Source organism: Clostridium sp. Cult1, assembly GCF_021655095.1.
GTDB lineage: Bacteria > Bacillota > Clostridia > Tissierellales > Tepidimicrobiaceae > Schnuerera.
The window spans coordinates 374,211-389,898 of sequence record NZ_PPXW01000001.1 but is presented as its reverse complement, the minus strand read 5'-3'; the positions used below and the strand labels follow the sequence as shown (position 1 = coordinate 389,898).

13 protein-coding genes and 1 other annotated feature are annotated in these 15,688 nt (G+C 31.8%); of the genes, 1 reads left to right on the top strand and 12 read right to left on the bottom strand.

Annotation, left to right across the window (positions count from 1 at the left end; all coding sequences use genetic code 11):
* Nucleotides 1–290: cobalamin-dependent protein (locus C3E89_RS01775; protein WP_236910781.1), on the bottom strand; the 290-nt coding region annotated here is incomplete at its 3' end.
* A 191-nt stretch (nucleotides 291–481) separates the two neighbouring features.
* Between C3E89_RS01775 and C3E89_RS01770 the strand changes: the two genes are divergently transcribed.
* Complete coding sequence (locus tag C3E89_RS01770; RefSeq protein ID WP_236910780.1) at nucleotides 482–676, top strand: hypothetical protein; 195 nt, start codon at nucleotides 482–484, stop codon at nucleotides 674–676.
* Between the two features lie 27 nt (nucleotides 677–703).
* Here C3E89_RS01770 and C3E89_RS01765 read toward each other — a convergent pair whose 3' ends face one another.
* The 11 genes from C3E89_RS01765 to rplT all read right to left on the bottom strand — a co-directional run.
* Nucleotides 704–1,672, bottom strand: coding sequence for a hypothetical protein (locus C3E89_RS01765; RefSeq protein ID WP_236910779.1), 969 nt, complete (start codon nucleotides 1,670–1,672; stop codon nucleotides 704–706).
* Between the two features lie 11 nt (nucleotides 1,673–1,683).
* Complete coding sequence (gene argS / locus C3E89_RS01760; RefSeq protein ID WP_442870604.1) at nucleotides 1,684–3,381, bottom strand: arginine--tRNA ligase; 1,698 nt, start codon at nucleotides 3,379–3,381, stop codon at nucleotides 1,684–1,686.
* A 45-nt stretch (nucleotides 3,382–3,426) separates the two neighbouring features.
* Nucleotides 3,427–3,628 (bottom strand) — a binding site (T-box leader).
* 51 nt (nucleotides 3,629–3,679) lie between these two features.
* A complete protein-coding gene (locus tag C3E89_RS01755) occupies nucleotides 3,680–6,058 on the bottom strand; it encodes an endonuclease MutS2 (protein WP_236910777.1) in 2,379 nt (792 codons plus the stop codon).
* A 14-nt stretch (nucleotides 6,059–6,072) separates the two neighbouring features.
* The gene (locus C3E89_RS01750; RefSeq protein ID WP_236910776.1) at nucleotides 6,073–8,292 is read right to left on the bottom strand and encodes a DUF3656 domain-containing U32 family peptidase; all 2,220 of its coding nucleotides are present in this window, start codon (nucleotides 8,290–8,292) and stop codon (nucleotides 6,073–6,075) included.
* Between the two features lie 4 nt (nucleotides 8,293–8,296).
* On the bottom strand, nucleotides 8,297–8,866 hold the full coding sequence (gene zapA, locus C3E89_RS01745; protein WP_236910775.1) for a cell division protein ZapA: 570 nt from the start codon (nucleotides 8,864–8,866) through the stop codon (nucleotides 8,297–8,299).
* Nucleotides 8,867–8,967: 101 nt separating this feature from the next.
* Nucleotides 8,968–11,361, bottom strand: coding sequence for a phenylalanine--tRNA ligase subunit beta (gene pheT, locus C3E89_RS01740; RefSeq protein WP_236910774.1), 2,394 nt, complete (start codon nucleotides 11,359–11,361; stop codon nucleotides 8,968–8,970).
* A 20-nt stretch (nucleotides 11,362–11,381) separates the two neighbouring features.
* Complete coding sequence (gene pheS / locus C3E89_RS01735; protein ID WP_236910773.1) at nucleotides 11,382–12,404, bottom strand: phenylalanine--tRNA ligase subunit alpha; 1,023 nt, start codon at nucleotides 12,402–12,404, stop codon at nucleotides 11,382–11,384.
* 106 nt (nucleotides 12,405–12,510) lie between these two features.
* On the bottom strand, nucleotides 12,511–13,308 hold the full coding sequence (locus C3E89_RS01730; protein ID WP_236910772.1) for a TrmH family RNA methyltransferase: 798 nt from the start codon (nucleotides 13,306–13,308) through the stop codon (nucleotides 12,511–12,513).
* A gap of 3 nt (nucleotides 13,309–13,311) precedes the next feature.
* Entirely contained in the window at nucleotides 13,312–13,968 is a 657-nt protein-coding gene (locus tag C3E89_RS01725; protein WP_236910771.1) for a potassium channel family protein, read from the bottom strand.
* 12 nt (nucleotides 13,969–13,980) lie between these two features.
* A complete protein-coding gene (locus C3E89_RS01720; RefSeq protein ID WP_442870603.1) occupies nucleotides 13,981–15,315 on the bottom strand; it encodes a TrkH family potassium uptake protein in 1,335 nt (444 codons plus the stop codon).
* A gap of 108 nt (nucleotides 15,316–15,423) precedes the next feature.
* Nucleotides 15,424–15,688 (bottom strand): 50S ribosomal protein L20 (gene rplT, locus C3E89_RS01715; RefSeq protein WP_236910769.1); only part of this gene is annotated, 265 nt, incomplete at its 5' end.

Here is a 15,688-nt window from a genome sequence, read left to right as displayed (position 1 = left end):
CCATCAAAGGAGACTTCTGGCCCTCCTAGGATGATCTTCAGTTTTGGTTTTATAATCTTTAGTACTTCGCATATTTGAAAAGTTTCCTCTCTATTCCAAATATAAGTGGAAAACCCTATTATATCTGGATCTTTCTTATATATTTCTCCTACAATATAGTCTAAATTTTGATTGACGGTAAATTCCATCAGTTCTATAGGGGCTATATCCTGAGAATAAGATTTCAAATACCGAATAGATAAAGCTGAATGGATAAACTTTGAATTTAATGTAGTCAAAACAATATTCATATTCTTCTACCTTCCTTTATAAACTATTTACATTATAGCACAATCCATTTAATCCTACACCTATAGTAGGTAATATAAAATTTTTTTCTTTGTCTTATTTTGTCATATTGAAGGTTTAGTAAAAAAAGTATAGAATAGTATATAGTATAAAATAGAATAATAGGATAACAATTAATGAAAGGGGTTATTAAATGAGAGAATTCGACAAAATATCAATCCAGGAAATGTCCAAAGAAGATATGTTAATGATTATTGAAGCCTTAGAATATACGGGTACTCATACAAAGGTTGAAGCTTTTATAGATCTAAGGAACAGTATTGTTAAAGAGTTAAGCACTTTAGCTGATAGTACAGAGGAAGAATTTGTTGAATATTTAAATAGTTAATATAAAAACCTTCCCAAGGGGAAGGTTCTAGTCATTTATAAATCTATATATACCAGATTTGGTCTTTAGATAGACAATTGTTTTACCGTTTAAATTTTGTCGTTTTATGACTTTAGATTTGTTCAATAAGGAATGATAGAAAACTTCACCCTCCTGAAATTTAAATATATCTGGTAAGTGATATTCCTGTATTTTTAAAAGTTTTGGGTTGATTCTTCCACTCCTTAAATTATAGATATAATTTCCTAATTCATAATAATAGCTATCTAACTTGAATTCGTTGTGGTTCTTAATATCTACATGAAATTCTATGGATTTTCCAAAACAGGTACTAGCTTTTCCCTTATTTAATAGAATTTTCAAACAATCTTTCAAAGTCATAAATCTTTGAGCAAAAGATTGGTTTAAAATATTTAAAGCGTATATCTTACATTGCTCAAATTCAATAGGATACTTCCCATTATATTCTTCAAGAGGAATCCTGAAGAATTCCCTATATTTTTCTAAAAATTCGATTTGAGAAAAGTTTATTACTTCCTCTTTTAATTCATTAAGTATATTCCCTTTTCCCTGTATAAGATTATATACTAATTTTGATAATAATAATCCCTCTATTAAAACCTCTATATTTCCGGTGGTAAATAAAATATTCTTTATTACTTCTTGCTTAACTGCATCTAAATCCGTATTGGATAGTATAATAGGCAATAGACGATAGTATAGAGTATCGTCTTTGCCATTCCAATAAATATTAGAGTCTATTTCATCCAATATATTCATTAGAGAAGGATTTTCTCCATGTCTATAGTGTTGCCAAAGTTTAATCTCTTCTCCATATCTAGTATAATCGATATCCACTCTTACAGCTTCCTCTGATGGTACTAAGGATTTTATAGTAAGTACTACTATGTCTGTAATATGGGATGGCCCATTGTTTTTCTTAATATCTTCGTTAAATATAGCCATCAGAGGATATATAACTCTTTCTAAATCCATTCTATCTACTCCTACATTTTATTTGGAGCTTCCATTCCAAGTAATGATAACCCCGTCTTTATAACAGTTTTGGCTGCATATACTAAATTCAACCTAGCTCTTTTTAATCCTTCTTCTGCTGATAAAATTGGACAGCTATTGTAGAATTTATTAAAGGCTTTTGCTATTTCTACTATATGTCTTGTTACAAAAGAAGGCTCATATTTTTCTAATGCATCTAATACAGCTTGGGGGAATTTATATAGTAACCTGACTAGATTTATTTCATCATCCTCTTCAAGAAGATTATAATCTACTTCATCTTCTAATTTAAATTCACCTTTTTCTAAAAGGCTATTGGCTCTAGCATGAGTATATTGAACATAAGGACCAGTTTCTCCTTCGAAACTAAGGGTTCTTTCCCAACTAAATACATAGTCTTTAATCCTATTATTGAATAATTCTTGGAATACAATGGCTCCAACCCCAACTTGTTTTGCTATTTCTTCTTTATTATCCAAGTTTGGATTTCGTTCTTCTATTATCTTTTTAGTACTTTCAATGGCTTTATTTAATACATCCTCTAAAAAAACTACTCTCCCTTGTCTAGTAGATAATGTGCCATCTTCTAAACTTACCATTCCAAATGGTATATGAACACAATCATAAGCCCAGTCATATCCCATTAAATCGATAACTTTAATCCATTGTTTAAAATGAAGGTTTTGTTGAGATGCAACAACATAAATATTCTTATAAAAATCGTAATGTTCCTTCCTATATATAGCTGCAGCTATATCCCTAGTTATATATAAGGTTGAACCATCAGATTTCTTAATAAGAGCTGGAGGCATCCCGTAAGGCTCTAAATCTACTATAGATGCACCTTTAGATTCTTTTAATAAACCTTTTTCCTCTAACTCTTCTATGACTCTAGGCATTTTATCAGAATAGAAACTTTCCCCTGCATAGGAATCATACTTAATATTTAATAGTTCATATACCTTGTTAAATTCCTTTAAACTTATATCCCTTATCCATTGCCATAGTTCTAAGGCTTCTTCATTTCCATTTTCCAATTCTTTAAACCAATACCTGGCTTCATCCCTTAAACTTTCATCCTTATCTGCTTCTTCGTTAAATCTTACGTATAATTTTAGTAATTCATTAATAGGGTCTGCTTCTATTACCTTCATATCCCCCCACTTTTTATAGGCTGCAATAAGCATTCCAAACTGAGTTCCATAATCCCCTAAATGGTTTAATCTTACCGTCTTAAAGCCTTGGAATTTAAATATCTTTTCTATAGCATTTCCTATGACAGTGGTTCTAATATGACCTATATGGAAAGGTTTTGCAATATTTGGTGAGGAAAACTCTACTAATACAGTCCTATCTTTCCCTATATTTGTAGACCCAAACTTTTCTTTTTCTTCTGCTATGCTTTCAAGTACCGTTTCAGTTAATTTAATCTTGTTTATAAAGAAATTAATATAAGGTCCTACATTTTCAACTTTTTCAAAAAAATCCCCTATTTCAATTTCCTTTGATAGTTCCTCTGCTATTATATTAGGAGCCTTTCTAAAAGTTTTTGCTAGTCTAAAGCATGGAAAGGCATAGTCTCCCATATCATAATTTGGTGGAATTTCTATTAAAGATTCTATTTCTTTTTCGTTTAAACCCTCTACCACTTGAAGGATAGAGTTTACAACTTCCTTTCTAAAATCAATCATTTTATTACCTCCTTCTAAAAATATTAAAGCTCTCATCCCTTAATAAGAGACGAGAGCTATCCCGTGTTACCACTCTTGTTGGCCATGGCCCACTCAAAGTTTTTAACGCTACTTGCGTAATATCCTACTGGGTTTCAGATATATCCTCAAGGGTCCTCTTCGAATATAACTTTGTACTGGCTCTCACCATCCCAGTTCGCTAAAACAAAGGATTATATCCTACTCTCCCTTTCAAAGGTTTTAATATTTGATTATTAATTTATAATATACAATAATTATACAAATAATTCAAGGACTATTTAAGTTCTATAACTGTAACTCCATCTCCGCCTTCTCCATATTTTCCACTTCTAAAAGTTTTAATATGTCTATGGCCTTTTACATAGGATTTAATACCCTCTCGTAATACTCCAGTCCCTTTCCCATGAATGATATAGGCCTCTTTCAGACCTGCTATATAGGCATCATCTATATATTTATCTAAATCCAATAAGGCTTCATCTAAAGTATGCCCTCTTAAATCTATTTCATTTTTTATATTTGAAGATTTAGACTTTATAATTTTTTTGGTGCTAGTATAAGTTTTTTCTGATTCTAATTCTTCTGCCCGTCTCAAGGTAGAGATATGAACATTTACCTTCATTATTCCTATTTGGACTTGAACATTCCCATTTTCATCTGGAAGATCTAACACATTCCCTATTTGGTTTAATGACAACACTTCTACTGTTTCGCCTATTTTTAAATTTTTAGGTATTTTTTTCGATTTTACATTTAATATATCTTTAGATAATGAGCTTTCCACCTGGTCCAAACTGGATTTTAATTTTTCTTGGGCTTCCTGAATCTTTTTATTCCTATCCTTTTCTATCTCTGTAGATATATGTCTTAATTCGGTAACTATATGATCTGATTCTTCCTTTGCTGCTCTTAGGATATTCCTAGCTTCTTCTTTAGCCCTAGTGATTATTTTCTCCCTTTCAACTTTTGTCTTTTCTTTTTCTTTAGTTAATTCTTCTTTAAGTTTTTCTACTTCACTTTTTAGTCTTTCTGCTTCAAATCGATTTTCTTCTATAATCTTTCTGTCCTTATCTATGGCTTGGAGCACATCTTCAAATTCTACATTTTCCTTAGATACTAAGGTTTTTGCATAATTGATTATATAACTTTGTAATCCAAGCCTTTTGGATATTTCAAAGGCATTCGATTTTCCAGGAACACCTATTAATAGTCTATAAGTTGGGCTTAAAGTCTCTACATCAAATTCTACAGAAGCATTCCTTACCCTATCAGTAGTTAGTGCATAGATTTTAAGTTGGCTATAATGGGTGGTAGCTATAGTTCTAATATTTAGTTTTAAAAGATGATTCAGAATAGACATAGCCAAAGCTGCCCCTTCCGTTGGGTCTGTACCTGCTCCTAATTCGTCAAAAAGGACTAAGCTATTTTGTTCAAGATTATCCAATATATCGACTATATTAGTCATATGGGAAGAAAAAGTACTTAAAGACTGTTCTATACTCTGTTCGTCCCCAATATCAGCAAATATTTGGTCAAAAACCCCCATTTGGGAATTAAAGTCTGCTGGAATATGGATGCCAGATTGGGCCATTAAAGTAAGTAGTCCAACTGTTTTCAACGTTACCGTCTTTCCGCCTGTATTTGGACCTGTAATTACCAAAGTATTAAAGTCTTTCCCTAAATAAATATCTATAGGAACTACCTCTTTTGAATCCAAAAGGGGATGGCGAGCTTTTTTAATATTGATATAACCATCCTTATTTAATAGAGGTTTAGTTCCATTCATTTCTAGAGCTAATTTACCTTTAGCAAATATGAAATCCAATCGCTGCAATATATTTTGATTATTTTTTATATTTTCCGCCTCTTCAGCTACTAAGGCTGACAGTTCCTTAAGAATTCTCTCTATTTCTTCCTTTTCCTTTATCTCCAATTCTCTTAGTTCATTGTTTAACTCAACCACTGCCATAGGTTCTACAAAAAGTGTGGCACCACTGGAAGACTGATCATGGACTAAACCTGGAAAATAAGCTTTGTTTTCCTGTTTTATTGGTACTACATATCTTCCTTCCCTCATGGTAACTATGCTATCCTGCAAGAACTTTTTATACTTAGGAGAGCTTATTATAGAGTTTAATCTATTTCTTATAGATTCATTCTTATTTATTATCTGTCGTCTAATACTTCTCAAGTTAGTACTAGCATTGTCAGATATTTCGTTTTCATTTATTATTGCATTATTTATTTCATCTTCAATGGTCTTTAAAACCCTTAAACTACCGATTAGTTCTTGAAGAATTGGGTATTTAATCCTTTCTTCTTCCTTTAATTCTTTCATATATTTCTTTAAACTTCTTGAAACCCTAAGAGAATCTGATACCTTTAATAAACTACTTGGGTTTAAAACTCCACCAATCTCTGCCATTTTCAATTCACGTGATATATCGAATATTCCAAAAAGAGGTGGATTTCCATTCTTCATTATAAGATCTAAAGCTTCTTTAGTTTCCCTTTGGAGATATTCTACCTCTTCTAAAGATATTGAAGGCTTTATTTCCTTTGCCATCTTTTTCCCTAGTTCCGATTCTGCTTTTTCCATTAGTTTCTCAACGATTTTTTGATATTCTAGTACTCTAAATGTTTTATCATTCATACTCTCACCTCAAATTATATGACCCCTCTAAAGTAATGGCCTTTGGTTATTTCATTTTTCTTCCTATACCTTTTTAAATATTCCATTACTTTTTTTTCTGAAACTATGCCTTTAACATAATCATAATATATGGTCTGTATTTCTTTTATGTTCTCCCTTTCAAAGGTAAAATCTAATCTAACCATATTTACTCCACTTTCATATATTTGTTTTAAACTATCTAATACCATTAGGGGAACGCTATTATAAATAGTTGTAACACTTCCTCTTCTTTCCATATAAAAATTAATACCTTTTCTATCTTTAATACCGTATCCTTTGCTAAAAGGGCAGGTATTACAATTGGAATCATCCTTACACCCCTTTACCAATGACATTGGGCAATGCTTAGTCGTCATCAATGGTAAATAGCCATAACCAATGGTTTCGTAATCTAAAGAGTCTTTAGTACATATTTCACCTATCTGTTTCATATTCAATTCTGGAGATAGAGTTAAGCTTTTTAACCCTATTTTTTTAAGTTTAGCAACTGAATAACTATTGAATATATTTAATCCAATATCCCCATGGATATTTATATGGAAATTGTCCTTAATCCATTGGAGAGTACCTAAATTAGAGACTGAAATTCCGTCTATCATATTTTCCAAAGGGGTAATAAAATCCTTTAATTGGTTTAAATTTTCTTTGTATAAAATTTTGTCTGTCAAAAGAAAGGCTTCTTTATTAGCTTCCTTAACTTTTGTTAATGCTTCTTTTAATCCTTTTTGGAAACCAATATATACTCTATCTAATTTAGTTAAATCTATTTGCTTAAACTGGTTTTCATTAAGTATGGAAAGGCTGATTTTATTTCCATTTTCTTTTTGTTTTCTTGTGAGATTAAAGTATTTTTTAATTTTGGATTCATATTCTACATGGGAAATAGGTTCTCGATTATTGAAATTTTTGCGCCTATTATCTAGCATTTCTATGGCATCTCGTCTAAGGCCATTGATAACACTAATAGGCATGAAAGATTCTTCTTCTAAATGAATATTAGCCTTTTCTATATAATATACTGTATCGTTTAATTTAGATAATTGATCTAACACCCTTTCCTTTGTTAAGGCTACCTTTTTCCCTTTTTCAATTATATAATCGGAATCTACTTTAAAGCTATCTCCTTTATATTTTACAATTAACCGGGCTGGTTCCCCTACAGATATATTCATTTCCATTTGAATTGGGTATTTTATATTACCTTCTTGATAGGACTCCTTTGCTCTATTTAGCAATTCATCACTTGGGTTTCCTCTATTATCTGGTCTATCACAGGATATGAATTTTCTACCAAAGTCCTTTAGCATTAAACCTTTGGTAAAATCCCGATTAAAAATTTGCAGTATATCATCTTTCTCTTCTTTTGTAATACAATTTATTCCTAAGTCTAAAGCTTTTCTATAGTTTTTCACTATAGTAGCTACATATTCAGGCCTTTTCATTCTACCTTCTATTTTTAGAGATACTATTCCACTATTTATTATAGTATCTAAATATTCTATAGTATTTAAGTCTCTTGGACTTAATACATATTTTTTATTCCATTGATCTGATAGGCTTTGGTCTTTATCATAGTGTATTATATCATAGGCCATTCTACAAGGTTGAGCACAGGTACCCCTGTTTCCACTTCTACCTCCTATTATACTACTCATCAAACATTGGCCTGAATAAGAGACGCACAGGGCTCCATGGATAAACCCTTCCAATTCTATATCCGAATTTTCATTAATATTTATAATTTCCTCTAAGGGTGTCTCCCTTGCTAAAACTACCCTTTCAAATCCTAAATTTTGCAAAAAAATAGCCCCTGGTAGATTGTTTATTGTCATCTGAGTACTGCCATGTAAAGGAAGATCAGGGAAAAGATCCCTGACCATTGAGGCAAGGCCTAAATCTTGCACTATAAGCCCATCTACATCTATTTCATATAGATATTTTATATAGTCGATAGTTTTTCTCATTTCCCTATCATCTATTAATATATTAACGGTTATATATACCTTTACATTCCTTAGATGGGCATATTCTACAGCAAACTTTAGCTCTTCATAGCCAAAGTTAGAAGCAAATTGTCTTGCATTAAATAGTTTTCCCCCTAGATAAACTGCATCCGCACCATTTTCTACGGCTGCAAATAGACTTTCCATACTACCAACAGGAGCTAATAATTCTACTTTGTTGTTTAACACTTAACTAGACTTCCTCCTTACTGAATATATTTTTCTCTTTATCGTATAATCTTAATGCTTCCTCTAGTTCTTTTTTACTTTCTATCAATTGTATCTGGCTATCGTATATTTTATCTTGAAGTTTTTTAATCATATTTTGGCTATCCTGTAATTCCTTTTCTTTTAATTTCAAGGCCTGAGTGTAACTCTCAACTTCTTTATTTAGCCTTTCATTTTCTCTTCTCATGTCCAATAATTCGTCTTTGTATATATTACAATCCATTTCCAACTCTTCATTCTTCTTTTTAATATCTTTTAACTGTTCCAAAATATTTTCATAGTTTTCCATAGGTGTTTTAGATTTACTCTTCAATATTTCTAATTCCTTCATAGACTTATAAAGTTCATCAGATATATTTAGGGCAGCCAAAGTTGCAGCCATTGAGCTACTCAATCTATCATTTTTACTCGTCATCTCTTTTATCTTTCTATCTACATAAGCAGCCAGTCTATGGACATATTCCTCAGAGCCATTCCCAATTACCGTAAAGTTACGACCATCAATTAGAACATTTGTTTTGTTTTTCTCTGTCATAACTTATCCTCTCCCTTTTTATTATCTTTAACTAGGTATTCTACATATTTCTTCATAATCCTCTATTTTTTTATTATTTCTAAAAATAATTAATATATTTTCTAACTTCTAAGTTTAGCGTCTAAGCTGTCTTCTAATTCCTCTATTAGCCTTTGATAGACTGTATTTACCTCTTCATCTTTTAAAGTTCTTTCATAAGACCTAAATGTTATGGAAAAAGCTATACTTTTTTTACCTTCTTCTATTTGTTTCCCTTCATATACATCAAATAGTTCAACCTTTTCAATGAGTCCTTTTCCGTTTTCTAATATTATCTTTTCCAAATCTCCAACTAATACATTACTATCTACTACTACTGCTATATCCCTTAAAATAGCTGGGTATTTAGGTAAAGGTCTATATTTTCTTTCTAGATTAGCTTCTCTTATTATAGTATCAAAATTCAATTGGGCTACATATACCCTAGTATCCATATCGTAGTTTTCTAATACATCTATGTGTACTTCTCCTAACACTCCAATCTTTTCTCTCTTTAACAGGATATTGGCAGTCCTATTTGGATGGAAGGTTGGATTTTTATCTTCCTTTGAATATTCTAAATCTGTTATTCCTAATCTTTCCAATAAGGTTACTACTACTTCCTTTAAATCATAGAAATCTACATCTCCATACATGCCTATGGATAAAGTTTTTTCTTCTTTAGGTAGTTCCCTTATAGGCAATTCCTCTGGGATAAATATATTTCCTATTTCAAATAGGAAGCATTCTTTGACTCCATGGCTAAAGTTTCTACTTAGAAGATCTAACATGTTTGGAATTAAAGTAGTCCTCATAACGCTGTAGTCTTCTCCTAAGGGATTTATTAGTTTAATATAATCCCTTAGTTTACTGTCGGGTTCTATCTTTATTTTATCATATACCTTAGGACTAATGAAAGAGTAAGTTATAACCTCATTTAATCCTAATCCTTGTAGAATAGAACTAGCTTTATCTGATACTACTCGACTATAGGGCATTTCTCCCCTCGTTAAAACTCCTACTAAAGGTTGGATAGGTATATTATGGAATCCATGTAATCTTCCTACTTCTTCGATTAAGTCAGCTTCAATATTTAAATCTAATCTATAGGTAGGTATATTTACATTTATTTCATTTTCATTTAATTCCGTTTTTAATTCTAATCTTTCCAAATAATCTACCATTTCCTCTACAGACAGCTCAGTACCTAATAGATTATTTGCTTTTTCCGGCCTTAATTTAATCGTTTTTTCCCTTCTTACATTTTCATAAACATCTATATGCCCTTTTATTACTTTTCCTGCCCCAATTTGTTCAACTAATTGGCAAACCCTTTCTGCAGCCATTTCACATAGATTTGGATCCATCCCCTTTTCATATCTAGAGGAGGCTTCCGTCCTTAAGTTTAGCTGTTTTGAAGTTAGACGAACGGATTTACCGTTAAAATTAGCAGATTCTAATAATACAGTAGTGGTTTCTTCTGTAACTTCAGAATCCATACCTCCCATAACTCCAGCTATGGCAATTGGGGCTTCCCCATCAGTAATTACAAGGTTTTTATTAGTAAGGATTCTTTCCTGCCCATCTATTGTCTTTATCTTTTCTCCATCTTCTGCTCTTCTAACTAGAATCTTATTATTTCTTAATTTATTTAAATCAAAGGCATGAAGTGGTTGACCAAATTCTAGCATAACGAAATTTGTTATATCTACAATATTATTAATAGGCCTTATTCCTGCTTCCATTAAATGAATTTGTAACCAAAGGGGAGATTCTTTTATCTTTATATCCTTAATAACTCTAGCATAATATCTATCGCAAAGTTCTTCGTCTACTTCTATAGATTTTAAATAGTCATTTATATTTTCCACTTCATCTTTAATCATTATTTCAGGTAGTTTTAACTTTTTATCAAAAGTGGCAGCCGTTTCTCTAGCCATGCCTATTATACTTAAACAATCAGGTCTATTTGGAGTTATCTCTAACTCGATTATCTCACCATATAGACCTAGTACTTTATCTATAGGAGTCCCTAATGGATATTCCTTGTCCAGTATAAAAATACCGTCTCTATGATACTTTGGAATAACACTATCTTCATATCCTAATTCCTTTAAAGAACAAAGCATACCATAGGACTCTACTCCTCTAAAATTAGTTTTCTCTATGTAAATATCCTTTGGAAGTTTTGCTCCTATTAAAGCAACAGGCACATAATCCCCTACCTTTAAATTGGTAGCTCCGGTGACTATCTGTATGATTTCATCACCGATATTTACCATAACTACCAATAGTTTATCTGCATCTTCATGTTTCTCTATCCTTTCTATTCTACCTACGACTACCTTTTCAATACCCCTATTCAGTGAAATAATTGATTCCACATGGGAGCCAGATAAAGTAAGTTCATCTGCCAATATTTTAGAATCTATATCTATGTTCACATATTCTTTTAACCATTTTATGGGTAATAACATTTCTTCCCTCCTCAAACTAATTAAAATTGTTCTAGAAATCTATTGTCATTTTCAAATAATAATCGAATATCATCTATACCGTATTTCACCATAGTTATCCTGTCAATTCCCATACCAAAGGCAAATCCACTGTATTTTTCTGAATCTATACCACAATTCTCTAAAACCTTTGGATGTACCATTCCACAACCTAGTAACTCCATGCTCCATCCGGTCCCATCACATACAGGACAACCTTTCCCTTTACAACTAAAGCAAGATACATCTACTTCTGCACTAGGCTCAGTAAACGGAAAATGATGGGGTCTAAATCTAGTTTCCATATCTTTTCCGAACAATTGTTTAATAAATATATCTATGGTATCCATTAAATTAGCCATAGTAACCTTTTCGTCTATTACCAATCCTTCTAATTGGTGAAACATTGGTGAATGGGTGTCATCTACATCGTCGAATCGAAAGGTTCTTCCTGCTGAGACTATTTTTAATGGTGGCTTCAAGGTTTTCATTGCTCTTATTTGAACTGGTGATGTATGGGTTCTTAAAAGGATATCTTCCGTAATATAGAAAGTATCGGATAAATCTCTTGATGGATGATTTTCTGGAGAATTTAAAGCATCAAAATTATATTCTACCGTCTCTATTTCTGGTCCTTCTACTACGCTAAATCCCATACTAATAAATAGATCTTCTAGTTCTCCTATAGTAGCTAAAAGAGGATGACGATGCCCTAGTTTTTTAGTCCTCTTAGTTATGGTAATATCAATTTTTTCCTTTTCTATCCTTTCTTCCTTTAATTTTTGTTTAAATCTATCTTTTGCTTCGAATAATTCTTTTTCTATTTCTTGTCTAATTTCGTTGGCCATTTGGCCAATAACTGGTCTTTCTTCTTTAGAAAGCTTGCCCATTTCTCGAAGAACTGATGTTAATTCTCCTTTTTTGCCCATATACTTTATTCTTATATTTTCTAGATTTTCTAGATTGCTTAATGATTTAATATCGGATATTGCTTCTTCTTTAATTTTCCTTAACCTATCTTTCATAATACTACTCCTTTCTTGTAAAAAAACAAGACCTACTCCTAGAGACAAGGTCTAAATGTCAAACTATTTACTAGATTATAGCACCTATAACTTCAAATTACAAGAATTATTGGATTCGCTGCCTCATAGATTCGTACATTATTATAGATGAGGCAATTGCTACATTTAAGGATTCAGCTTCTCCTACCATAGGTATTTTTATTAAACTATCAGCTAATACCTCTAGATACTGGGATACCCCTTTAGATTCATTCCCGATAATAAGTAAAGAAGGTTGGTTGAAATTAACATTCTGAATAAATTTGTCTCCCTCTAAAGAAGTAGAAAAAATACTAATATTTTTCTTTTTCAATTTTTCTATTATCTCTACTCCATGGGAATGATGATATGTAGGCACTCTAAATATGGAACCCATAGTTGCCCTAACCACTTTTGGGTTATAGACATCTACACAGCCTTCTGTAATTATAATTCCATTTATTCCAAAAGCATCGGCAGTTCTAATTATGGTTCCCATATTGCCTGGATCCTGGACTTGATCCAATAATAATAGAAAGGGATTTTCTATATGGTCAATTTCTTCTATATAATTTGGTTTAAATCTTGCGATAGCCATTACTCCTTGGGGGTTCTCCGTATCAGATATTTCTTTGTATAACTTATCTGAGACCTTTATTAACTGGCCACAATCTTTTATTTTCTCCCATAAACTTTCTCCCCCTCTAATAGTATAAAGTCCTTCGGAAAAAATAATATTAGATAGGGGATAATTATTCTCTATACATTCTTCAACTATTTTTATTCCTTCTACTAGGAAGGATTTTTTTTCCCAGCGTTCTTTTCTCCTATATAGGCTTTTTATTTCTTTTATGGTTGGATTAGAAGAACTTGTTATATAGACCATAGACTAATCACCAGCATCTTTCTCAATCTTTTCAATATCCTGAGTACTGCCAATAACAATTAATATATCTCCTTTTAATATCATATCATCAGCATATGGAGATACATTTATATCCTTTTCTCTTTTTATAGCCATAACATTGATACCATATTTACTTGGAAGTCTCAGTTCCTTTAATGTTTTATTTTCCCATTGTTCCAGTGCATTGATTTCCAATATACTATAATCAGGTGAAAGCTCTATAAAATCCAGTATATTGGATGAAACCAGATTATGAGCAACTCTAACTCCCATGTCCCTTTCTGGATATATGATCTTATCTGCACCTATTTTTGATAGAACCTTTCCATGTAAAACATCATGGGCTTTTGCTATTACCTTTTTCACTCCTAGTTCTTTGGCTATTAATGTAGCCATAATAGACGCTTGATAATTTGAACCTATACTAACGATTACCACATCAAAATTCCTTATACCTAATTCCTTTAAAACATTTTCATCTGTAACATCTGCCTGTACTGCATAGGTTACAAATTCTGATATATCTTGGACTTTATCATCGTCTGCATCTATAGCTAACACCTCATAACCTAAACTATTGAGAGTAGTGGCAACACTGGAGCCAAATCTACCACATCCTATAACGACAAATTGTTTCATACTTAATTCCTCCTATCCCACCATTATATTCCCTTCTGCATATCTATAGGGATACTGATTTTTGTCCTGCCCAAATACAAAAGCCATAGTCAAAGCACCAAGTCTACCTATATACATAGTTAAAGTTATTATTACCTTCCCAAAATCCGTTAGATTTGGTGTTATACCTCTTGATAATCCCACTGTGCCAAAAGCTGAGGTAGTTTCAAAAAGTAAATCTAAAAAAGTTAAATCCTCTGTTATAGTCAATATTATTGAAACTACTAATATTAAAGCTAACCCAATACTTGCTATAGCTAAGGACCTATTTATAATGCCTTGATTTAACCTTTTTTTAAAGACTACCACATCCTTATCCCCTTTTATCACCGATAAGGTTGCTAAAATTATGGTACCAAAAGTTGTGGTTTTAATACCTCCCGCTGTAGATCCAGGAGACCCTCCAATAAACATCAAAATAATCATTATAAAAGCAGTAGTATCCCGTAGCATTGAAATATCTACTGAGTTAAATCCAGCTGTTCTAGTTATGACAGATTGGAAAAAGGCGGATAAAAACTTTTCTCCCTCAGTCAAATTCAAAAGGGTATCTGGATTATTTTGCTCAATTAGATAAAATATTATCATCCCCATTAAAATCAATATCATAGTAACAGTAAGGACCAATTTAGAATGGAGATGGAGTTTTTTAAATGTGCGGCTTCGAGATATGTCGATGTAAACAGAAAAACCCAATCCCCCTATTATGACCAATAAACTTATAGTTATATTGACTATAAAATCATCAACAAAGGGGATCATACTATTTCCTATTAAATCAAAACCAGCATTACAAAAGGCTGATATAGCGTGAAATATGGAAAACCATATACCTTTAGACGTTCCATATTTAGGTATAAATCTAGTCGATAATAGAATAGCTCCTAAGCCTTCTATGACAAAGGTAGATACTATTACGTATTTTGTCAATTTTACAAGCCCAGATATGGTTTCCTGATTTAACTGTTCTTTTATTATTAGCCTTTCCTTTAATGTTATTTTCTTTCCAACGAGTAGGGCGACAATTGTAGCCATAGTCATAAAGCCTAAACCACCCATTTGGATTAGAATGAGTATAACTAATTGTCCAAATAACGACCAGTATTCTGCAGTATTAACTACCACTAATCCAGTAACACATACTGCTGAAGCAGAGGTAAATAGAGAATTTAAAAATCCAATACTCTCTCCATTTTTAGTAGCTATGGGTAAATTTAATAATATGGCTCCTATTAATATTAAAATGCCAAATCCTAAAGCCAATACCCTTGGAGGATTAAGCTCTAGTTTTTTTATGTTTTTTTTAATGATATTCATTGATAACCCCCCTAGAATTACAGCTACACATTATTGTACCATAAACAGTCCTTAACTATTATATAGGAAACAAAAAAGTTCCGAGGCCGGAACTTTTAATTACATACTTTTTGCAATTTCTACAAGTTTTGAAAAGCCTTCTGGATCATGAATCGCCATTTCAGATAATACTTTTCTATTGATTTCAATATTAGCCTTTTTAAGCCCATTGATAAATGTGCTATAGTTCATTCCATTTAGTCTAGCTGCAGCATTTATTCTTGAGATCCAAAGTTTTCTAAAATCTCTCTTTCTTTGTTTACGTCCTGAATAAGCATAGTGTAATGATTTCATAACTGCTTGATTAGCAGGTCTATATAATTTG